This is a genomic window from Streptomyces bambusae (assembly GCF_019400985.1).
GTDB classification, from domain to species: domain Bacteria; phylum Actinomycetota; class Actinomycetes; order Streptomycetales; family Streptomycetaceae; genus Streptomyces; species Streptomyces bambusae_A.
In genome coordinates, this window is the sequence record NZ_WTFF01000025.1 from 1 (window position 1) to 20,404 (window position 20,404).

17 protein-coding genes and 1 pseudogene are annotated in these 20,404 nt (G+C 72.9%); 11 read left to right on the top strand and 7 right to left on the bottom strand.

Annotated elements, in window-relative coordinates:
* Both GPJ59_RS06450 and GPJ59_RS06455 read left to right on the top strand, forming a co-directional pair.
* Window positions 1-1,155: pseudogene (locus GPJ59_RS06450) on the top strand (TerD family protein); the annotation flags it as partial.
* Window positions 1,156-1,387: 232 nt separating this feature from the next.
* A complete protein-coding gene (locus tag GPJ59_RS06455; protein ID WP_219665458.1) occupies window positions 1,388-2,374 on the top strand; it encodes a TerC/Alx family metal homeostasis membrane protein in 987 nt (328 codons plus the stop codon).
* 11 nt (window positions 2,375-2,385) lie between these two features.
* Here GPJ59_RS06455 and GPJ59_RS06460 read toward each other — a convergent pair whose 3' ends face one another.
* The 4 genes from GPJ59_RS06460 to GPJ59_RS06475 form a co-directional block, all read right to left on the bottom strand.
* The gene (locus GPJ59_RS06460; RefSeq protein ID WP_219665461.1) at window positions 2,386-3,687 is read right to left on the bottom strand and encodes an MFS transporter; all 1,302 of its coding nucleotides are present in this window, start codon (window positions 3,685-3,687) and stop codon (window positions 2,386-2,388) included.
* A 433-nt stretch (window positions 3,688-4,120) separates the two neighbouring features.
* A complete protein-coding gene (locus GPJ59_RS06465) occupies window positions 4,121-4,420 on the bottom strand; it encodes a DUF6342 family protein (protein WP_219665462.1) in 300 nt (99 codons plus the stop codon).
* A gap of 257 nt (window positions 4,421-4,677) precedes the next feature.
* Complete coding sequence (locus tag GPJ59_RS06470) at window positions 4,678-5,334, bottom strand: MBL fold metallo-hydrolase (RefSeq protein WP_219665464.1); 657 nt, start codon at window positions 5,332-5,334, stop codon at window positions 4,678-4,680.
* 9 nt (window positions 5,335-5,343) lie between these two features.
* Window positions 5,344-6,033 (bottom strand): maleylpyruvate isomerase family mycothiol-dependent enzyme, encoded by a 690-nt coding sequence (locus GPJ59_RS06475; protein WP_219665466.1) that lies wholly within the window; start codon window positions 6,031-6,033, stop codon window positions 5,344-5,346.
* A 212-nt stretch (window positions 6,034-6,245) separates the two neighbouring features.
* Here GPJ59_RS06475 and uvrA point away from each other — a divergent pair, with 212 nt between their 5' ends.
* Entirely contained in the window at window positions 6,246-9,182 is a 2,937-nt protein-coding gene (uvrA, locus tag GPJ59_RS06480; protein ID WP_219665468.1) for an excinuclease ABC subunit UvrA, read from the top strand.
* 218 nt (window positions 9,183-9,400) lie between these two features.
* On the opposite strand, the gene GPJ59_RS06485 is transcribed toward uvrA, so the two are convergent.
* Window positions 9,401-10,051, bottom strand: coding sequence for an NAD(P)-dependent oxidoreductase (locus GPJ59_RS06485; RefSeq protein WP_219665470.1), 651 nt, complete (start codon window positions 10,049-10,051; stop codon window positions 9,401-9,403).
* A 67-nt stretch (window positions 10,052-10,118) separates the two neighbouring features.
* Between GPJ59_RS06485 and GPJ59_RS06490 the strand changes: the two genes are divergently transcribed.
* Window positions 10,119-10,724: a TetR/AcrR family transcriptional regulator gene (locus tag GPJ59_RS06490; RefSeq protein ID WP_219665472.1), complete on the top strand. Its 606-nt coding sequence runs from the start codon at window positions 10,119-10,121 to the stop codon at window positions 10,722-10,724.
* 114 nt (window positions 10,725-10,838) lie between these two features.
* On the opposite strand, the gene GPJ59_RS06495 is transcribed toward GPJ59_RS06490, so the two are convergent.
* Window positions 10,839-11,714 (bottom strand): carbohydrate kinase family protein, encoded by an 876-nt coding sequence (locus tag GPJ59_RS06495; RefSeq protein WP_219665473.1) that lies wholly within the window; start codon window positions 11,712-11,714, stop codon window positions 10,839-10,841.
* Window positions 11,715-11,885: 171 nt separating this feature from the next.
* Here GPJ59_RS06495 and GPJ59_RS06500 point away from each other — a divergent pair, with 171 nt between their 5' ends.
* Entirely contained in the window at window positions 11,886-12,314 is a 429-nt protein-coding gene (locus GPJ59_RS06500) for a Rieske (2Fe-2S) protein (RefSeq protein ID WP_219665475.1), read from the top strand.
* A 57-nt stretch (window positions 12,315-12,371) separates the two neighbouring features.
* Here the strand turns inward: GPJ59_RS06500 and GPJ59_RS06505 are convergent, their stop codons facing one another.
* Window positions 12,372-13,310, bottom strand: a complete 939-nt coding sequence (locus GPJ59_RS06505; protein WP_219665476.1) for a hypothetical protein — start codon at window positions 13,308-13,310, stop codon at window positions 12,372-12,374.
* Window positions 13,311-13,544: 234 nt separating this feature from the next.
* Here GPJ59_RS06505 and GPJ59_RS06510 point away from each other — a divergent pair, with 234 nt between their 5' ends.
* From GPJ59_RS06510 to whiA, 6 genes are all read left to right on the top strand, one after another.
* The gene (locus GPJ59_RS06510) at window positions 13,545-14,144 is read left to right on the top strand and encodes a papain-like cysteine protease family protein (protein ID WP_219665478.1); all 600 of its coding nucleotides are present in this window, start codon (window positions 13,545-13,547) and stop codon (window positions 14,142-14,144) included.
* 5 nt (window positions 14,145-14,149) lie between these two features.
* Complete coding sequence (locus GPJ59_RS06515) at window positions 14,150-14,941, top strand: hypothetical protein (protein ID WP_219665501.1); 792 nt, start codon at window positions 14,150-14,152, stop codon at window positions 14,939-14,941.
* Between the two features lie 269 nt (window positions 14,942-15,210).
* The gene (uvrC, locus tag GPJ59_RS06520) at window positions 15,211-17,229 is read left to right on the top strand and encodes an excinuclease ABC subunit UvrC (protein ID WP_219665480.1); all 2,019 of its coding nucleotides are present in this window, start codon (window positions 15,211-15,213) and stop codon (window positions 17,227-17,229) included.
* Window positions 17,216-18,220 (top strand): RNase adapter RapZ, encoded by a 1,005-nt coding sequence (rapZ, locus tag GPJ59_RS06525; protein WP_374200790.1) that lies wholly within the window; start codon window positions 17,216-17,218, stop codon window positions 18,218-18,220. Before uvrC ends, rapZ begins: the two co-directional genes overlap by 14 nt.
* The gene (locus GPJ59_RS06530; RefSeq protein WP_219665484.1) at window positions 18,217-19,263 is read left to right on the top strand and encodes a gluconeogenesis factor YvcK family protein; all 1,047 of its coding nucleotides are present in this window, start codon (window positions 18,217-18,219) and stop codon (window positions 19,261-19,263) included. The genes rapZ and GPJ59_RS06530 overlap by 4 nt, the downstream gene beginning before the upstream one ends.
* The gene (gene whiA / locus GPJ59_RS06535) at window positions 19,254-20,243 is read left to right on the top strand and encodes a DNA-binding protein WhiA (RefSeq protein WP_125639393.1); all 990 of its coding nucleotides are present in this window, start codon (window positions 19,254-19,256) and stop codon (window positions 20,241-20,243) included. The genes GPJ59_RS06530 and whiA overlap by 10 nt, the downstream gene beginning before the upstream one ends.
* The last annotated feature ends 161 nt before the right edge of the window (window positions 20,244-20,404 follow it).

The following is a 20,404-nucleotide window of genomic DNA, read 5'->3' on the forward strand; positions in this document are numbered from 1 at the left end:
CCCCAGGCCCCGCCCGCCGCGCCCGGCGAGCCCGCCCGGCCGGTCGCCGGGGACGCCGCCGGCTGGTCCATGGAGGAGCGCCTCTACAACCAGGTCTGGGGCATGTTCGAGGACCTGGCCCGGACCGCTGCCGCGTACCGCAGCGCCGTCGGCTTCGCCGACGACCGCATGGACCGCGAGCTCGACGAGGCCCTGTCCGACCCGCGCCACCGGCTCGGCGGCGCCGGCAACGCCGCCCGCGACGCCGCCCAGGCCCGCCGCGACGAGCTCGTGGGCCAGGCCAAGGCGGCCCTCGACCGCGACCTCGCCCAGCTGGCCGCCGAGGCCGAGGTGGTCGAGCCGGCCCTGCCCGCCGCCTACGCGCGCTGGGACAACCCCGTCTGGCACGGCCACACCCTGCCCGAGCAGCCGCCCATGGCCGTGCGCCTGGGCGACCTGCACCTGCCCGAGCGCCCCGACCTGCGGATCCCGATGCTGGTCCGGTTCCCGCTGGAGCGTGGCCTGTGGATCGACAACGGCCGCACCGGCTCGGAGGCGGCCATGACCATGGACACCGACCGGCTGCGCCGCGTCGCCATGGACACGGCGGTCGCCCATGTCGTGCGGATGCTGGCCGTCCACCCCGGCGGCCGGCTGTCCGTCCACGTCATCGACCCGGCCGGCGCGGGCGCGGCGTCCCTGGCGCCGCTGGTGCGCGCGGGCGTCCTCGCCGCCCCGCCCGGCGCGGGCGCGGCCGGGGTCACCCAGACCCTGGAGCGGCTGACCCGCCGGGTCGATCTGGCCCAGATGGCGGTGCGGGCCGGTGCGCCCGAGGACCTGCCGCCGGACCTGGACACCTCCGACCAGCTGCTCGTGGTGCACGACTTCCCGCACGGCTTCGACGACCGCGCCGTCACGCAGCTGCGGTACCTGGCGGACGAGGGCCCGGCGGTCGGCGTGCACCTGCTGATGGTCGCCGACCGTGACGAGGCCTCGGCGTACGGGCCGCTGCTCGATCCCCTGTGGCGCTCCCTGATGCGGCTGTCGCCCGTCCCGGACGACCACCTCGCCGACCCCTGGGTGGGCCACTCCTGGACCTTCGAGCCGGCCCTGCCGCCGCAGGGCAGCCAGGTGCTGGACATCGTGCTGGGCCAGGTCTCCCGGGGCGGTCGCTGACCCTCCGCTGACCATTCCTTGGTGATCCCTTTACCTTCCCCACCTTCTGCGGGTAGGCTCAAGCGTGCGGAGGGGAGTACTCCTGCTGCTTCTGCGCGGCGTGCCCGTCAATACGGACCGTGACCGGTCCCGGGGCGTCGGCCCGCGGCCGTTCACCGGCCGGCCCGGGTGGAAGAGACCTCCGGCAGCGTGACGCTGACCTTGTTCGAGCCATCTGCCGGAGGAATGACCCGTGGACGTTTCGTTCACCCTCTGGATGCTGACCATCGCCGGTCTGTGCATCCTCGTCGGAGCCGACTTCTTCATCGGCCGCAAGCCCCACGACGTGTCGGTCAAGGAAGCCGGCACATGGACGGTCGTCTGGATCGCCCTCGCCGCACTGTTCGGCCTCGGCCTGCTGCTCACCGGGAACGGCCAGGCCTCCCAGGAGTTCTTCGCCGGCTTCGTCACCGAGAAGTCGCTGAGCGTCGACAACCTCTTCGTCTTTGTCCTGATCATGGCGAAGTTCTCGGTGCCCTCCCACCTCCAGCAGCGCGTGCTGCTCGTGGGCGTCCTCATCGCCCTGGTGCTGCGTGCGGTCTTCATCGCCGCGGGCGCCGCGATCGTCACCAGCTTCAGCTGGGTCTTCTACCTCTTCGGCGCGTTCCTGGTCTACACCGCCTGGAAGCTGATCCAGGAGGCGCGCGCGGGTGACGAGGAGGAGTGGGAGGAAGACCGCCTGCTGCGCTCCGTCGAGAGGAAGTTCGGCGTCGCGGACCGGTACCACGGCACCAAGCTCTTCATCCGCGACAACGGCAAGCGCGTCCTGACCCCCCTGATGGTGGTCATGCTCGCCATCGGCACCACCGACGTGCTGTTCGCCCTCGACTCCATCCCCGCGATCTTCGGCCTCACCCAGGACCCGTACATCGTCTTCACCGCCAACGCCTTCGCCCTCATGGGCCTGCGCCAGCTGTACTTCCTACTCGGCGGCCTGCTGAAGAAGCTGGTCCACCTCAGCTACGGCCTGTCGGTCATCCTGGGCTTCATCGGCGTCAAGCTGGTGCTGCACGCCCTGCACGAGTCGGGCGTGCACGTCCCGCAGATCTCCACGCCGCTCTCCCTGGGCGTCATCTGCGCCGTCCTGGTGGTCACCACGATCACCAGCCTGGCGGCCTCGAAGAAGCAGGCGGCGAAGGAGGCGGCCGCGGAGTCCGCCCGGGAGAGCGTCGAGGCGTAGCGGCCGCGCCGTCAGCGGGGCCGGACGGCGGCCGCCTCCAGCGGCCCGGGCCGCTTCGCGGCGACCACCTGCGGGTTCGTCTCCGGCAGGAGCGCGAAGCAGCCCAGGCTCAGGAGGGCGATGCTGGTCAGGTACGCCGCCACCCCCCACGGCGGCCCCGAGCCGGCCGACAGGGCGGTCGCCACGATCGGGGTGAGGGCCCCGCCCAGCACCCCGCCCAGGTTGTAGCCGACCGCGGCCCCCGTGCAGCGGATGCGCGGCTCGTACAGCTCCGGCAGGTACGCGCCGACCACCGCGAACATCGTCACCATGGCCAGCAGCGCGCCCACGAAGCCCAGGGTCATCAGCAGCGGATCGGCCGTGCGCAGCAGCGCGACCAGCGGGAACATCCACAGGGCCGAGGCGGCGCAGCCGGCCAGGCACAGCGGGCGCCGTCCGTAGCGGTCGCCCAGCAGCGCCACCAGGGGAGTGACGGCGCCCTTCAGCGCGACCGCCGCCATGATGCAGGCCAGCATCACCGTGCGGTCCACCCGCAGGTGCTCCGTGGCGTAGGCCAGGGACCAGGTGGTCACGGCGTAGAAGAGCGCGTACCCGATGGCGAGGGCGCCGCCCGTCAGCAGGAGCAGCCGCCAGTGCCCGCGGGCCACCTCGGCCAGTGGTGCCTGGGCCCGCCGGCCGTCCTCGGCCAGGGCGAGGAACTGCGGGGTCTCCTCCACCGCGCGGCGCAGCCACAGCCCGGCCAGCGCCAGCAGCCCCGCGGCCCAGAAGGGCACCCGCCAGCCCCACGACGTGAACTGCGCGTCGGTCAGCGTGGCGGACAGGGTCAGGGCCATGCCGTTCGCCAGGAGGAACCCCACCGCCGGGCCGACCTGCGGGAAGCTCGCCCACAGCCCGCGCCGCCGCTCCGGCGCGTGCTCGGCGGTCAGCAGGACGGCCCCGCCCCACTCACCGCCCAGCCCCAGCCCCTGCAGGAAGCGCAGCAGCAGGAGCAGCAGCGGCGCGGTGATGCCGAGGGTGGCGAACGTCGGCAGGCAGCCGACCCCGACCGTGGCGAGGCCGGTCAGGAGCAGGGAGCCGAGCAGGACCGGCCGCCGCCCGTAGCGGTCGCCGACATGGCCGAACAGCGCCGACCCCAGCGGCCTGGCGACGAAACCCGCGCCGAACGTGGCGAAGGCGGCCAGGGTGCCGGCCAGCGGCGAGAAGGTCGGGAAGAACAGCGGGCCGAGGACGAGCGCGGCCGCGGTCCCGTAGACGAAGAAGTCGTAGAACTCGATGGCGGTCCCGGCGAGCGAGGCGAGGGCGAGCCGCAGCATCGAGGGAGCGGGAGGGGACGAATGATCATCGCGCATACAAGGGCAACTACCTCTTCCCGTCCGCCCGGGAGGGGGGAGTGCCCCTCCTCGACCGGAAGGAGTGCACCGGAGCGCGAAGTTGACCGAAGGCCGGCGGGGCCGGCCGCTGTGCGGTCGCCCACCGCCCTGTGGTCACCCACCGTCCGGTAGTCGCCCACCGAGCCGGGCCCGCCCTGCCCGGAGCAATCGGTCCACGGGCGCCGGCCTCGGAGTCCGTAGAGCGGAGGTGACCGCCGGGCCTTCTGCCATGCAGGCCGTGACTGATCTCCGGACACGAAAGGGGCCCGCGCGACCGGTCTCGGGTCGTGCGGGCCCTTGCGCTGTGCGGGTGGGAGACGGGCCGGCTCACCCAGGGGCCTGGCCTCGTCGCCCGCCGCGGGGGAGCGGGCAGCCGCTAGTAGCGGAGGTCCTTCTGCTCGGTGATCAGGCGCCCGGCGATGTGCAGGTTGCCGTCGGAGTCGAGCACCGCGATGATCTTCTTCGTCGAGCCGTGGTGGGTCGTGAAGTAGATCTTGTCCGCCTCTTGCGAGCTGGAGTAGTTCGAGTTCACGGACAGCTCGATGCTCACGGGGGAGCTGATGAGCACGTCCTTCTTGGGTGAGTCCGGGTAGACCTGGTTCTGCCGCAGCTTGACGCGCGCGTGAGTGTCCCCCTCGTCCCAATCCGTCGCCACTCCGAGATCGATGTCAGCCATGCGACTTCCCCCTTCAGATCCGGTGGATGGGCCTGCGGTTCGGGCGCCGTAGGGCGCCCGAACCACGGCTGAATCTATGCGGACAGTGCATGTACCGTCACTGGGAGTTGTTTGACTGGCTGGATTTCTGCCCAAACGGTCTTGAATCAGCGTTCAGGTCACCCAAGGGCTGAAATGCCCGGAAATCGCATTGACGGCCGAGGGCCCGCCGGCATGTCCGGTTGCGGGTGCGGTCAGGTGTGCAGGATGTGTCGTGGCTACCAGCCACGCGCGCGCCACTCGGCCAGGTGCGGCCGCTCCGCGCCCAGCGTGGTGTCGTTGCCGTGCCCGGGGTAGACCCAGGTCTCGTCGGGCAGGGCGCCGAACAGCTTGTTCTCGACGTCGTCGATCAAGCTGGCGAACGCCTTCGGGTCGCCCCAGGTGTTCCCCACCCCACCCGGGAAGAGGCAGTCCCCGGTGAAGACGTGCGGGTGCCCGTGCGGGTCGTCGTAGACGAGGGCGATCGAGCCGGGGGTGTGGCCCACCAGGTGGCGCGCGGTCAGCCTGACCCGGCCCACCGAGATGGTGTCCCCGTCCTCGACCGGTACGTCGGTCGGGACCGGGATGCCCTCGGCGTCGTGCACGCCCGCGTACGTCCGCGCGCCGGTGGCGTCCACGACCTCCTGGAGTGCGCCCCAGTGGTCGCCGTGCCGGTGCGTGGTGACCACGGACGTGATGCCGTCGTCGCCGATCAGGTTCAGCAGGGTCGTCGGCTCGGCGGCCGCGTCGATCAGCAGCTGCTCGTCGGTGGCCCGGCAGCGCAGCAAGTATGCGTTGTTGTTCATCGGGCCGACCGCGACCTTGGAAATCATGAGGTCCGTGAGTTCGTGCACGTCGGCCGGACCGCCGACCTTCACCGCTCCGCTGTACGTCATGACCTGATCCTAGAGCGGCGGCAGCGCCGGCAGGGGCCCGCCGGCCGTGGTCAGCGACGCGCCCTTGTCGGCCCGGCCCGCGAGCCAGGCCAGGAGCTGGGCGGCGGTCCCGCGCACGGTGACGGCGACGTCGCCGGCGGAGCCGGTGCGCCAGGTGCGGCCGTCCTCGGCGACCAGCTCGGCCGGCGGCACCTCGGCGCGGCCGGACCAGCGGTCGGCGAGGAAGCCGATCTCCCGGCCGGTGAACTCCTCCGGCAGGTCCTCCAGCTCGTAGCCGATGCCGAGGTCCACGTGGTGCAGCTCGACCTCGACGAGCCGGCGGAAGGGCACGTTGGCGGCGAGGTCGGTGACCCCGTTGCGCAGCTCCACGGTCCGGGACCAGTCCTGCGGGGGCCGGGTCGTGGCGAGGAAGCCCTCGGCGGAATGACGGAGGTCCGCGAGCTGTTCTTCCAGAGGCCGGCCGGCGTCGCGTGCGATGTCGGCGTCCCGTGCCTCGGCGCTGGCGTACATCGGGCGGCCTCCGAAGACGTTGACGAGGGCGTCCGCGTTGCGCGCGAGGTGGGCGAGCACGTGGCCGCGGCTCCAGCCGGGGAGACGTGACTCCTCGGCCAGGGCGCCGTTGTCCAGTTTCGCGACTGCGGTCAGCAGCCGGTCGGTGGCCTCACGTACAGATTGCAGGTCGTGCACATGATCAGTCATGGGCCCGACCATAGCCCGCGCCACACGATCGGGTGAAGCACCCGACCGAGTGCCGGAAATCGAATGCACGTGCTATACGCTCGAAGTCCGGACCCCACCGTCCGCGCTCCACCCTCCAGACCCCATCCGCTGCCGAGGTCGCCCCCCGGCCCCCTACCCTGAAACGGCCGAGGGCCCCGTGCCCCGCTCTCCCAAGAAAGGTGCGGACCGGCGTGACCGACCGTCTCATCGTTCGTGGCGCTCGCGAGCACAACCTGAAGAACGTCTCGCTCGACCTGCCCCGCGACTCGCTCATCGTCTTCACCGGGCTCTCCGGTTCGGGCAAGTCCTCCCTGGCCTTCGACACGATCTTCGCCGAGGGCCAGCGCCGCTACGTCGAGTCGCTGTCGTCCTACGCCCGCCAGTTCCTCGGGCAGATGGACAAGCCCGACGTCGACTTCATCGAGGGACTGTCGCCGGCGGTCTCCATCGACCAGAAGTCCACCTCGCGCAACCCCCGCTCGACCGTGGGCACCATCACCGAGGTCTACGACTACCTGCGCCTGCTCTTCGCGCGCATCGGCAAGCCGCACTGTCCCGAGTGCCGCCGGCCGATCTCACGCCAGTCGCCGCAGGCGATCGTGGACAAGGTCCTCGCGCTGCCGGAGGGCAGCCGCTTCCAGGTGCTCTCGCCGCTCGTGCGCGAGCGCAAGGGCGAGTTCGTGGACCTGTTCGCGGACCTCCAGACCAAGGGCTACAGCCGCGCCCGGGTGGACGGGCAGACCGTCCAGCTCGCCGAGCCGCCCACCCTGAAGAAGCAGGAGAAGCACACCATCGAGGTGGTCGTCGACCGCTTGACGGTGAAGGACAGCGCCAAGCGCCGGCTCACCGACTCCGTGGAGACGGCCCTGGGCCTGTCGGGCGGCATGGTGATCCTGGACTTCGTCGACCTCCCCGAGGACGACCCCGAGCGCGAGCGGATGTTCTCCGAGCACCTCTACTGCCCGTACGACGACCTGTCCTTCGAGGAGCTGGAGCCGCGCTCCTTCTCTTTCAACTCGCCCTTCGGCGCCTGCCCCGAGTGCACCGGCATCGGCACCCGCATGGAGGTGGACCCGGAGCTGATCGTCCCCGACCCGGAGAAGTCGCTGGACGAGGGCGCCGTCTCGCCGTGGTCGCTGGGCCACACGAAGGACTACTTCCAGCGGCTGGTCGACGCGCTCGCCGGCGAGCTGGGATTCCGTACGGACATCCCCTGGGCCGGACTGCCCCAGCGGGCGAAGAAGGCCCTGCTGCACGGCCACAAGACGCAGATCCAGGTGAGCTACCGCAACCGGTACGGGCGCGAGCGCGCGTACACCACGGCCTTCGAGGGCGCGGTGCCGTTCGTGAAGCGGCGCCACGCGGAGTCCGAGAGCGACGCCAGCCGCGAGCGCTTCGAGGGCTACATGCGCGAGGTGCCCTGCCCCACCTGCGAGGGCACCCGGCTCAAGCCGATCGTGCTCGCGGTGACGGTGATGGAGAAGTCCATCGCCGAGGTGTCCGCCATGTCGATCAGCGAGTGCGCCGACTTCCTGGGCCGCCTGCGGCTCGACGCCCGCGACAAGAAGATCGCGGAGCGCGTGCTCAAGGAGGTCAACGAGCGGCTGCGCTTCCTCGTGGACGTCGGCCTGGACTACCTCTCGCTGAACCGTGCGGCCGGCACCCTCTCCGGCGGCGAGGCCCAGCGCATCCGGCTGGCCACCCAGATCGGCTCCGGCCTGGTGGGCGTGCTGTACGTGCTGGACGAGCCGTCGATCGGCCTGCACCAGCGCGACAACCACCGGCTGATCGAGACGCTGGTGCGGCTGCGGGACATGGGCAACACCCTGATCGTCGTCGAGCACGACGAGGACACCATCAAGGTCGCCGACTGGGTCGTGGACATCGGCCCCGGCGCCGGTGAGCACGGCGGCAAGGTGGTGCACAGCGGCTCCCTGAAGGAGCTCCTGAAGAACGCCGAGTCGATGACCGGCCAGTACCTCTCCGGCCGGAGGTCCATCGCCATCCCGCAGGCCCGCCGCCCCGTCGACGGCGACCGCCGGCTGACGGTGCACGGCGCCCGGGAGAACAACCTGCGGGACATCGACGTGTCCTTCCCGCTGGGCGTGCTCACGGCCGTGACGGGCGTCTCCGGCTCCGGCAAGTCGACGCTGGTCAACGACATCCTGTACACGCACCTGGCGCGCGAGCTGAACGGCGCCCGGACGGTGCCCGGCCGGCACACCCGGGTCGCGGGCGACGACCTCGTCGACAAGGTCGTGCACGTCGACCAGTCGCCGATCGGCCGCACACCGCGCTCCAACCCGGCGACGTACACGGGCGTCTTCGACCACGTCCGCAAGCTGTTCGCCGAGACGATGGAGGCGAAGGTGCGCGGCTACCTGCCGGGCCGCTTCTCCTTCAACGTCAAGGGCGGCCGGTGCGAGAACTGCTCCGGCGACGGCACGATCAAGATCGAGATGAACTTCCTCCCGGACGTCTACGTCCCGTGCGAGGTCTGCCACGGCGACCGGTACAACCGGGAGACCCTGGAGGTCCACTACAAGGGCAAGTCCATCGCCGAGGTCCTGAACATGCCGATCGAGGAGGCCCTGGACTTCTTCGAGGCGGTGCCGACCATCGCGCGCCACCTGCGCACGCTGACCGAGGTGGGACTGGGTTACGTCCGGCTCGGCCAGTCCGCGCCGACCCTGTCGGGCGGCGAGGCGCAGCGCGTGAAGCTGGCCTCGGAGCTCCAGAAGCGCTCCACGGGCCGGACGGTCTACGTGCTGGACGAGCCGACCACGGGCCTGCACTTCGAGGACATCAGCAAGCTGATCAAGGTCCTGTCGGGGCTGGTGGACAAGGGCAACTCGGTGATCGTCATCGAGCACAACCTGGACGTCATCAAGACCGCGGACTGGGTCATCGACATGGGCCCGGAGGGCGGCTACGGCGGCGGCACGGTCGTCGCCGAGGGCACGCCGGAACAGGTCGCCTCGGTGGGCGCGAGCCACACCGGCAAGTTCCTGCGGGACATCCTGGGCGCCGACCGCATCTCCGACGCGGAGCCGGCCGCCGCACCGGCGAGGAAGCGGGCCCCGGCCAAGAAGGCCGCGGCCAAGGCCCCGGCCAGGCGCAAGGCCTGACGCAAGGCCTGACGCGGCCGGGCCCGGTCGCACGCCGGTGCGGCGTCCGACCGGGCCCGGCGTGCCCGGCCCCGCTAGGCGGTGCCCGGCGTGCCCGGCCACCGCTAAGCGGGATCGGCGAAGTCCGGTGCGGTACCGCGCCCCGTCAGGGGCGCGGGGAACTGAGCGACCAGCCCCCCACCGGCCCGCGGTTTCGTCACGCACTTCCAGCGGAGCGCTTAGGCGGCCACGCCCACCGCGTGGCCCGCCGTGGCCGGGTCGTCCAGGCAGGTGAGCAGCGCATCCGCCACGTCCGCGCGGCCGATGGTCCTACCGCCCGGCACATTGCTGTCCACCACGCGCCGGTAGGTGCCGGTGCGCGGCCTGTCGAGGAGCATGGGCGGCCGGATCACGGTCCACTCCGTGTCGCTCGCGCCCATCACCTCCTCCATCACCGCGAGATCGGCGTAGTGGTCCCGCAGCAGGGTGCGCAGCAGCGGGAGGACGACGGCGCGGGTGAACACGCCCTCGCCGTCCGCCCTCGGGCCGAGCGGCGCGGCGCTGACCGCGGACAGCCGTCGTACGCCCGTCCGGTCCATGGCCGCGATGATCGCGCGCAGCGCCGGGCCCGCGACGGGTGCGGCCTTGGCCTGCTTGTTGCTCGCCGCGCCCAGCGCGGAGACCACCGCGTCGCGGCCGGTCACGACCGGGACCAGGGCCTCCCGGTCGGTCACGTCGGACACCGTGACGACCTGGAGCCGCTCGTGGGCGGGGACCGGCAGGCGTGCCGGATCGCGCACCACCGCGGTCACCTCGTGGCCCGCCTCCAGCGCCTGCCGTACGACCTCGCGGCCCACCCCGCCGGTCGCTCCGAAAACCGTGATCCTCATGTCTGCCCCCTACGGGATGCGAGGTGGGTGAGCATTCACTCACCCCTGCTTCCGCTAGGGTGAGTGAATGCTCACCCCGAAGTCAAGCCGCCCCACCCCGGAACGCCTGCTGGACGCGGCCGAGAAGCTGATGCGCACCACGGGCCTGGCCAACGCCACCACCAAGGCCATCGCGCGCGAGGCCGGATGTTCGGAGGCCGCCCTCTACAAGCACTTCGCGAACAAGGAAGAGCTGTTCGTACGCGTCCTGACGGAGCGCTCCCCCAATGCCGGCCCGTTCCTCGCAGCCCTCACGGCCGACCCCGGCGAGCGTCCCGTCGAGGAACGCCTGACGGACATCGCCCGGCTCGGCTCGCTCTTCTACGCGGACGCCATGCCGATGGCCGCGTCGCTGTTCGCCGAACCGGCCCTGCTCACCCGCCACCGGGAGGGCCTCCAGAAGATCGGCAAGGGCCCGCACATGGTGCTCGACGCCCTCGTCGACTGCCTCGCGGGGGAACAGGGCCGGGGCCGGATCCGGGCCGACGCCGATCCGCGCGCCGCCGCGTCACTGCTGCTCGGCGCCTGCTTCCAGCGGGCGTTCTTCCTGCACTTCTCCGGCAGCGAGGCGGTCCAGCCCGTCGACGAGTTCGCCGCGGCCGTCGCCCGCACCACCTGGGCGGCGATCCGCTGAGCCCGCTGCCGGGCAGCACCGGAGCCGGCCTCCGGGCAGTCGCCGCAGTCGGCCGCCGGCTCGCCCGGGTCGAAGACGGCCGCCGGACCGGGCTGCTGGGACCCGGCCCCCGTGCTAAGCGCCGATCTCCGCCGCGTACGGGGGTTCCGCCCCGGCCCGGGTGCAGGTGAGCGCGGCCGCGTGGGCGGCGTACGCGAGCGCGGCCGGCCAGTCGACCGGGCCGGCCGCCGCCGCGAGGCGGTGCAGCAGGGCCGCGTTGACGGTGTCGCCCGCGCCGATCGTGTCCGCGACCTCGACCGCCCGGGCCGGCACCCGGTGCTCCTGCCCGTCCCGGGTCCGCACGGTCAGGCCCGCCGCGCCCCGGGTCAGCACCACCGCGTCCGGCCCCGCCGCCAGCCAGTCGTCCACCCGGCCGCCGAGCCACCGGGCGTCCTCCTCGGACAGCTTCAGCACCGACACGTACGGCAGCCAGCCCAGGAAGCGGGAACGGTACGCCTTCGCGTCCGGGATCAGCGCCGGGCGGATGTTGGGGTCCAGCAGCGTCAGAAGCCCGCGCCGGGACTCCCGGCGCAGCAGGGCCTCGTACGCGCCCGCTCCCGGCTCCAGCGCCAGCGAGCAGGTGCCCAGTGCCAGGGCCCGGGTGCCCGCGGGCAGCGCCGGCGGCAGCGTGAACAGCCGGTCCGCGGTGCCCTCCACGTAGAAGCCGTAGACCGCCGAGCCGTCCGGGCCCAGCGAGGGCACCGCGAGCGTCGTCGGCTCCGGCCCCCGCTGCACGAGCGACAGGTCCACCCCGGCCGCCCGCAGGCCGGCCAGCAGCGCCTCGCCGAAGCCGTCCGTCGACACCCGGGAGCAGAAGGCGACCCGCGCGCCGAGCCGCCCGAGCGCCAGCGCCGTGTTGTACGGGCCCCCGCCCGGCCGCGGCAGCAGGGCGCCCGGCGGCTGCGCCACGGGCACCAGGTCGATCAGGGCCTCTCCACCGACGACGATCACATCCGGAACGTATCCCACCGAGCGGAGTCACCGATACCGGCGCCGGCGCTGGGACCGGTCCCGGCACCTGCACCGGCCCCGTCCCGGCCCCGTCCCGGTCCCGGTCGCCCGGCGCCGCGGCCCCGCCGGTATCGTCGTCGGACGTACCGAACCGCCCGACCTGGAGTCACCATGCCCGCGCAGCCCGCCGCCCGCCGAACCGTGCTCAAGGGGGCCGCAGCCCTGGCCGGGGCCGCCGCCGGCGCGGGCGCGCTCAGCGCCTGCTCCACCGCGACCAACAGCGGCGGTACCACGCCCCCCACGCCCACCGCCCCGGTGGAGCTGGGCGCGGCGGCCGACGTACCCGTGGGCGGCGCGAAGCTCTACCGGGAGCGCAAGCTCGTGGTCAGCTGCCCTGCCGAGGGGCAGTACAAGGCGTTCAGCGCCCAGTGCACGCACGCCGGCTGCGTCCTGGACAAGATCGAGGACGGCGAGGGCAACTGCCCCTGCCACCGCAGCCGCTTCGACGTCTCCACCGGCAAGGTCCTGCGCGGCCCGGCCACCGACCCGCTGCCCGCGGTCCCGGTGCGCGTCGAGGGCGGCAAGCTCATCGCGGGCTGAGCGGGCTGAGCGGGCTGAGCGGGCTGAGCGGGCTGAGCGGGCCGCTCGCCCGCGGGATCAGTCCCAGTCCCAGGCGATCCCCAGGATCCCCCGCCTGACCCCCGGGTCCACCAGGTGCACCGAGCGGTGCCGCCCGCTCGGGGTCAGATCGGCCAGGTCCCGCCGCGGGGCGCCCGGCCCGGCCTGGCTGAAGCGGCGGCAGCGCACCGGCAGGGCGGCCTCGTCGAAGCGGACCTGGAGCACGTACTGCCCGCCGGCGTAGCCGAAGCCCCGGACGTACTCGGTGCTGCGGCCGGCGGTCCCGTCCTCGAAGCCGTAGCCGAAGACGTACGTGTCCCCGTGCCGCAGCCGGGCGTCGAAGAGCAGCTCGGCGACCACCACCGCGGCCTCCCGGTGCCGCCGTATCCGCCCCGGCCGGCAGTTCTCGTAGGCCACCACCTCCACCCCCTCCGGGGCGCAGCCGGGGTCGCCGTGGTGGACGGCGAGGTAGCGGTCGATCCCGTCCCGGTGCGCGCGCACCACGTGCTGCGAGGCCCGGCCCACCAGCTCGCCGGCGGCCCCGATGCGCACCCGCTCGTGATGGCCCACGGTGTGCAGCCCGCCGTCCGCCGGCAGCTCCATGCCGGCCAGCAGCTCCTCGACGGCCGCGCCCACGTCCAGCAGCGCCCGGTAGGAGCGCGCGGCCGTCCGCGCGGAGTCGGCCGCGGCGGCGTCCGGTGCGGCCAGCAGCCGCACCAGAGAACCGTCGGGCAGCTCCAGGATCTGCTCCAGCGCCCGCACCGCCTTGACGGACTCGTGGCGCTGCGGCCGCCGCGCGCCCTGCTGCCAGTAGCTGAGGCTGGTCACCCCGACCCTGATGCCGCGGGCGGCCAGCCGGTGCTGCACCCGTTGCAGCGGCAGTCCGCGCACGGCCAGCGCCGTGCGTAAGGCGAGGTGGAAGGGCCCGGTGCGCAGCACTTGAGCCAGTTCCGCGGCCGGGTCGCGGGTCGATCGCACTGTGGCTCCTCCTGTGAACGTTCACCCGTGGGGGGCGGACGGCAGGCTGGGGAAGGCCTGTGGTCCAGGTGACGGGAGGGCCGCCGTTCACACCGCAGCCTCTCCGTTCACACTGCAATGTCACCGCGTAGTGAAGCCTGTTGACCAGATCGCGACAACTCCCTGATGCTCCTCCACAGCGTCCGGACGCGCTCCTCCACCCCCACATCCCATTCCCCACATGGGAGGAACGCGATGCGCAACCGAAACGGGCGGCTCACCCTGGCCGCCTTCGCCACCACCCTCCTGTTCGCCCTGTCCACCGGAGCGGCCACCGCCGCCGGCTCCGGTGCGGGTGCGCAGGGTCAGGCCCTCGCCGCCAAGCGGCTGGACATCACCATGCAGGCGCAGCAGAAGACCAACTGGTGCTGGGCCGCGGGAGGCAACACCATCGCCACCTGGTACGGCCGCGGCTACAGCCAGAACCAGTTCTGCAACGCGGCCTTCGGCCGCCAGCAGGGCACCGAGTGCCCCAACAACCAGGCCACCCTGGGCAACGTCCAGAACGGCCTGAGCTGGGCCGGCATCAACCCCGGCTCGTACGTGACCGGCTGGCTGCGCTACTCCACCGTGCAGAGCGAGATCAACGCGAACCGGCCGATCGAGACCCGCATCCAGTGGTCGAACGGCGGCGGCCACATGCACGTCATCTACGGCTACGACACCGCCAGCAGCTGGGTCTACTGGGGCGACCCCTGGCCCTCCTCCCGCCGCTACAACTGGGCCTCGCACGCCTGGTACACCGACAACAGCACCTTCTCCTGGACCCACTCCCTCTACCGGATCGGGGCGTGACCGCCATGACCGTGCGCCGCTCCGCCGCCCTCACCGCGGTCCTCGCCGCGGCCGCGCTGCTCGGCCTGGCCCCGCAGGCCTCGGCCGCGCCCGTCCCCCAGCCCACGGCCGCCACCGACGAGGTCAGGGCCGCCGCCCGGCAGGCCGCCGCCGCGCCGGAGACCCTCGCCACGCTGTCCCGGTTCTTCGCCCGCGACGGCGCGGCCGCGGCTGCGGCCGCCCCGTCCGACACCGCCCCGCCCCGGATCGAGGGCGAGCCGATACCCGTGCACCACCTCTCCCCGGACTTCGTCGCGGGCAAGGCCGGGGCGCCCGTGGCCCGGCTGGAGTTCCTGGCCAGCAAGGCGGTCGCCGCGGACGGCCGGCAGGCGGCCCTGTGGACCGCGCGGACCACGGCCGGCTGGCAGGTGGTGAACATCGCCGAGGGCGACGACGAGTTCCGCTACGCCCGGCTCGGCGCGCAGAAGCTGCCCGGCGGGACGGTGTTCCGCGAGCCGCAGATCGACGCGTGGTACGTCGCGCTGGGCGAGCGCGTCCTGCCGCTGGACGAGGACGGCGTGCGGGCGGTCGGCGACGGTGGCACGAGTCTGGCCGCGTACCGGGCGCGGGTCGCCCGGGCGTACGGGGACAAGCTGCCGGGGTCGGGGTATGCGAGGGACGGCCGGGCGGGGGGTTATGCGGAGGCTGACCTGGCCGGACCTGCTCCGGCTGCGGCCGCCGTGGCTGTCGGCGGCCTGGCCCTCGCCCTGGCCGGCGGGGCCGTCGTAGTCCGCCGCGTCCGGCGCGCCCAGAGCTGAGGCCGACCGCTGCGCGGGGCCCTTTTCCCCACCCCGCCCCTTCCCGAAACTGGGCTCCGCCCCAGACCCCGCGCCTCAAACGCCGGCGAGGCTGGATCGTGCCCCGTAAGGGGCGCGGGGAACTGCGCGACCAGCCACAACGGACGGCAAGGGGCGGGGTCCGGGGCGGCAGCCCCGGTTACGGGAAGGGGCGGGGAGGGGACAGGCCCCGCGCAGCGGTGGTGGCAGGGTGCGGGCCCGTTGTCGGTGGCCGCAAGTAGGGTTGGACCATGGCCGACCCTTCCAGCTACCGCCCCCAGCCGGGACAGGTCCCCGACTCCCCGGGGGTCTACCGCTTCCGCGACGAGCACCGCCGCGTGATCTACGTCGGGAAGGCCAAGAGCCTGCGCCAGCGCCTGGCCAACTACTTCCAGGACCTGGCCGGCCTGCACCCCCGTACGGCCACCATGGTGACCACCGCCGCCTCCGTCGAGTGGACCGTGGTCTCCACCGAGGTCGAGGCGCTCCAGCTGGAGTACTCCTGGATCAAGGAGTTCGACCCCCGGTTCAACGTCAAGTACCGGGACGACAAGAGCTACCCCTCCCTCGCCGTCACGCTGGGCGAGCAGTACCCCCGGGTCCAGGTCATGCGCGGCCCCAAGAAGAAGGGCGTGCGCTACTTCGGCCCGTACGCCCACGCCTGGGCCATCCGCGAGACCGTGGACCTGATGCTCCGGGTCTTCCCCGTCCGCACCTGCTCCGCCGGGGTCTTCAAGCGCTCCGCCCAGATCGGCCGGCCCTGCCTGCTCGGCTACATCGGCAAGTGCTCGGCCCCCTGCGTCGGCCGGATCAGCCCCGAGGACCACCGGGAACTGGCCGAGGACTTCTGCGACTTCATGGCCGGCCGCACGGGCGCCTACCTCTCCCGCCTGGAGAAGCAGATGCACGAGGCCGCCGAGGAGATGGAGTACGAGAAGGCCGCCCGGCTCCGCGACGACATAGGGGCCCTGCGCCGGGCCATGGAGAAGAACGCGGTGGTGCTCGCCGACGCCACCGACGCCGACCTGATCGCGGTCGCCGAGGACGAGCTCGAAGCGGCCGTCCAGATCTTCCACGTGCGCGGCGGCCGGGTCCGCGGCCAGCGCGGCTGGGTCACCGACAAGGTCGAGGCCGTCGACACGGCCGGCCTCGTCGAGCACGCCCTCCAGCAGCTGTACGGCGAGGAGAGCGGCGAGAGCGTGCCCAAGGAGGTCCTGGTCCCGGCGCTGCCCGAGGACGCGCCCGCCCTCACCGAGTGGCTGGCCGGCCGCCGGGGCTCGCAGGTGAGCCTGCGCGTGCCGCAGCGCGGCGACAAGAAGGCCCTGATGGAGACCGTCCACCGCAACGCTCAGCAGTCCCTGGCCCTGCACAAGACCAAGCGCGCCAGCGACCTCACCACGCGCTCGCGCGCCCTGGAGGAGATCGCCGAGGCCCTGGAGCTGGACAGCGCCCCGCTGCGCATCGAGTGCTTCGACATCTCCCACCTCCAGGGCGACGACGTCGTGGCCTCCATGGTCGTCTTCGAGGACGGCCTGGCCCGCAAGAGCGAGTACCGGCGCTTCCAGGTGAAGTCCTTCGCCGGGCAGGACGACGTCCGCTCCATGCACGAGGTCGTCTCCCGCCGCTTCCGCCGCTACCTCCAGGAGAAGCTGAAGACGGGGGAGTGGACCCCCGAGGACGGCGACGAGCCCCTCGCCGAGGACGACGGCAGGCCCAAGCGCTTCGCCTACCCGCCGCAGCTCGTCGTGGTCGACGGCGGCCAGCCGCAGGTCGCGGCCGCCCGGCGGGCCCTGGACGAGCTCGGCATCGACGACGTGGCGGTGTGCGGCCTGGCCAAGCGGCTGGAGGAGGTCTGGCTGCCCGGCGAGTCGGACCCCGTGGTCCTGCCCCGCACCAGCGAGGGCCTCTACCTGCTGCAACGGGTCCGTGACGAAGCGCACAGGTTCGCCATCCAGTACCAGCGCAGCAAGCGCGGCAAGCGGCTCAAGGCAGGCCCCCTGGACGAGGTGCCGGGCCTCGGCGAGAGCCGCCGGCAGGCCCTGGTCAAGCACTTCGGTTCGGTGAAGAAGCTGAGACAGGCGACAATCGACCAGATCTGCGAGGTCCCGGGCATAGGCCGTAAGACGGCCGAGGCCGTGGCCGCGGCTCTCGCCCAGGTGGCCCCCGCGGCTCCTGCGGTCAACACGGCCACAGGGGAGATCATGGAGGACGAGACCCCCGCACCCGCGGGAACGACGTCCGAACGGGGGACGAGCCATGACCGATCGTGAACCACGGCAGCACGAAGCGCAGCAGGCCGCAGAGCACGGACACGCGCCCGACGGGGCGCCGGAGCAAGGACAGGACGGGACACAGGTGAGTACGGGCGCGACAGCGGAGCCCGGCGAGGCCGCCGAGGCGGCCATCCCCGAGCTGGTGATCATCTCCGGCATGTCCGGAGCAGGCCGCAGTACGGCCGCGAAGTGCCTGGAGGACCTCGGCTGGTTCGTCGTGGACAACCTGCCGCCGGCGCTGATCCCCACCATGGTGGAGCTCGGCGCCCGCTCCCAGGGCAACGTGGCGCGCATCGCCGTCGTGGTCGACGTCCGCGGCCGGCAGTTCTTCGACGCCCTGCGCGAGTCCCTGGCCGACCTCGACACCCAGGGCGTCGCCCGGCGCACGGTGTTCCTGGAGTCCTCCGACGAGGCCCTGGTCCGCCGCTTCGAGTCTGTCCGCCGCCCGCACCCGCTCCAGGGCGAGGGCCGGATCACCGACGGCATCGCCGCCGAGCGCGACCTGCTGCGCGAGCTGCGCGGCGACGCCGACCTGGTGATCGACACCTCCAGCCTGAACGTGCACGAGCTGCGCGCGAAGATGGACGCCCAGTTCGCCGGCGACGCCGAGCCCGAGCTGCGGGCCACCGTCATGTCCTTCGGCTACAAGTACGGCCTGCCCGTCGACGCCGACCTCGTCGTGGACTGCCGCTTCATCCCGAACCCGCACTGGGTCCCGGAGCTGCGCCCCTTCACCGGCCTGAACGAGGAGGTGTCGGGCTACGTCTTCAGCCAGCCGGGCGCCAAGGAGTTCCTCGACCGCTACACGGAGCTGCTCCAGCTGATCGCCGCCGGCTACCGGCGCGAGGGCAAGCGCTACGTGACCATCGCGGTGGGCTGCACCGGCGGCAAGCATCGCAGCGTGGCCGTGTCCGAGAAGCTCGCCGCCCGCCTCGCCTCCGAGGGAGTCGAGACCGTCGTCGTACACCGGGACATGGGGCGCGAGTGACCGGACGGAGCCTGCGGCTGCGCCGCCTGCGACGGCTGACCGCGGGGCGGGACGAGATCCGCTCCGCGCGTCGCCGGCGCTCGCAGCCCAAGGTGGTGGCACTGGGCGGCGGAATGGGCCTGTCGGCCTCGCTCGCCGCCCTGCGGCGCATCACCGGTGACCTCACCGCCGTGGTCACCGTCGCGGACGACGGCGGCTCCAGCGGCCGGCTGCGCGAGGAGCTCGGCGTCCTGCCGCCCGGCGACCTGCGCAAGGCGCTGGCCGCGCTGTGCGGGGACGACGACTGGGGCCAGACCTGGGCCCGGGTCATCCAGCACCGCTTCCAGTCCCGCGGCGACCTGCACGAGCACGCCGTGGGGAACCTGCTGATCGTGGCCCTGTGGGAGCAGCTGGGCGACCACGTCCAGGCCCTGGACCTGGTCGGCAAGCTGCTCGGCGCGCACGGCCGGGTGCTGCCGATGTCGGCGGTGCCGCTGGAGCTCCAGGCACTGGTCCGCGGCCACGACCCGGCCCGGCCCGACGACGTGGACACCGTCCGAGGGCAGGCCACCGTGGCGCTGACCCCGGGCGAGGTGCAGTCCGTCCACGTCGTGCCGCACGACCCGCCGGCGGTGCCGGAAGCGGTCGAGGCGGTGCTCGACGCGGACTGGGTGGTGCTGGGCCCGGGCTCCTGGTTCTCCTCGGTGATCCCGCACCTGCTGGTGCCGGACCTGCTGGACGCGCTCCGGGAGACCAAGGCCCGACGGGTGCTGTCGCTGAACCTCGCGCCGCAGCCGGGTGAAACCGAGGGCTTCTCTCCGCAACGTCATTTGGAGGTTTTGGCCCGACACGCCCCTAAACTCGCCCTGGACGTGGTGCTGGCCGACCAGGCCGCCGTGCCCGACCGCGAGTCCCTCGCCGATGCCGCGAAACGGTTCGGTGCCGCGGTCGAGCTGGCGCCGGTGGCCAGGGAAGACGGTTCCCCCCGGCACGACCCGGAGCTGTTGGCGGCCGCGTACGACCGTATTTTTCGGATGCATGGAAGGATCGGCCCATGGCGATGACGCCAGCGGTGAAGGATGAGATCTCCCGGCTCCCCGTCACCCGGACCTGCTGCAGGAAGGCGGAGGTCTCGGCGATTCTTCGGTTCGCGGGCGGGCTCCACCTGGTGAGCGGGCGGATCGTCATCGAGGCGGAGCTGGACACCGGGATCGCGGCGCGCCGGCTGCGCAAGGACATCCTGGAGATCTTCGGCCATTCCTCGGACCTCGTGGTGATGGCCCCCGGTGGCCTGCGCCGCGGCAGCCGGTACGTCGTCCGCGTCGTCGCCGGCGGCGACCAGCTGGCCCGCCAGACCGGCCTGGTGGACGGCCGCGGGCGGCCCATCCGGGGCCTGCCGCCGCAGGTGGTCTCCGGGGCCACCTGTGACGCCGAGGCGGCCTGGCGCGGCGCCTTCCTGGCCCACGGTTCGCTGACCGAGCCGGGCCGGTCCTCCTCCCTGGAGGTCACCTGCCCCGGCCCGGAGGCGGCCCTGGCCCTGGTGGGCGCCGCCCGTCGGCTCTCGATCGCCGCCAAGGCCCGCGAGGTGCGCGGGGTCGACCGTGTCGTCGTACGCGACGGTGACGCGATCGGCGCCCTGCTGACGCGGCTCGGCGCCCACGAGTCGGTGCTGGCGTGGGAGGAGCGCCGGATGCGGCGCGAGGTGCGCGCCACCGCCAACCGGCTGGCCAACTTCGACGACGCCAACCTGCGCCGCTCGGCCCGCGCGGCGGTGGCCGCCGGGGCCCGCGTCCAGCGCGCGCTGGAGATCCTGGGCGAGGAGGTCCCCGAGCACCTCGCCGCGGCCGGCCGGCTGCGCATGGAGCACAAGCAGGCCTCCCTGGAGGAGCTGGGCGCCCTGGCCGACCCGCCGCTGACCAAGGACGCGGTCGCGGGCCGGATCCGCCGGCTGCTCGCCATGGCCGACAAGCGGGCCCAGGACCTCGGTATCCCGGGCACGGAGTCGAACCTCACCGAGGAGATGGCGGACAACCTGGCCGGCTGACGCCTTCCCCGGCACAGCACCGCCGACCGCACCCCGTTACGCCGAAGGGCTCGTACGTGTCACACGTACGGGCCCTTCGGCCGTGTGGCGCGGCACGCCCCATTGACATGGGCATGCGCGGGTCGTGAGCCTGTCGTCCGACGCTTTCGTGGCCTACGACG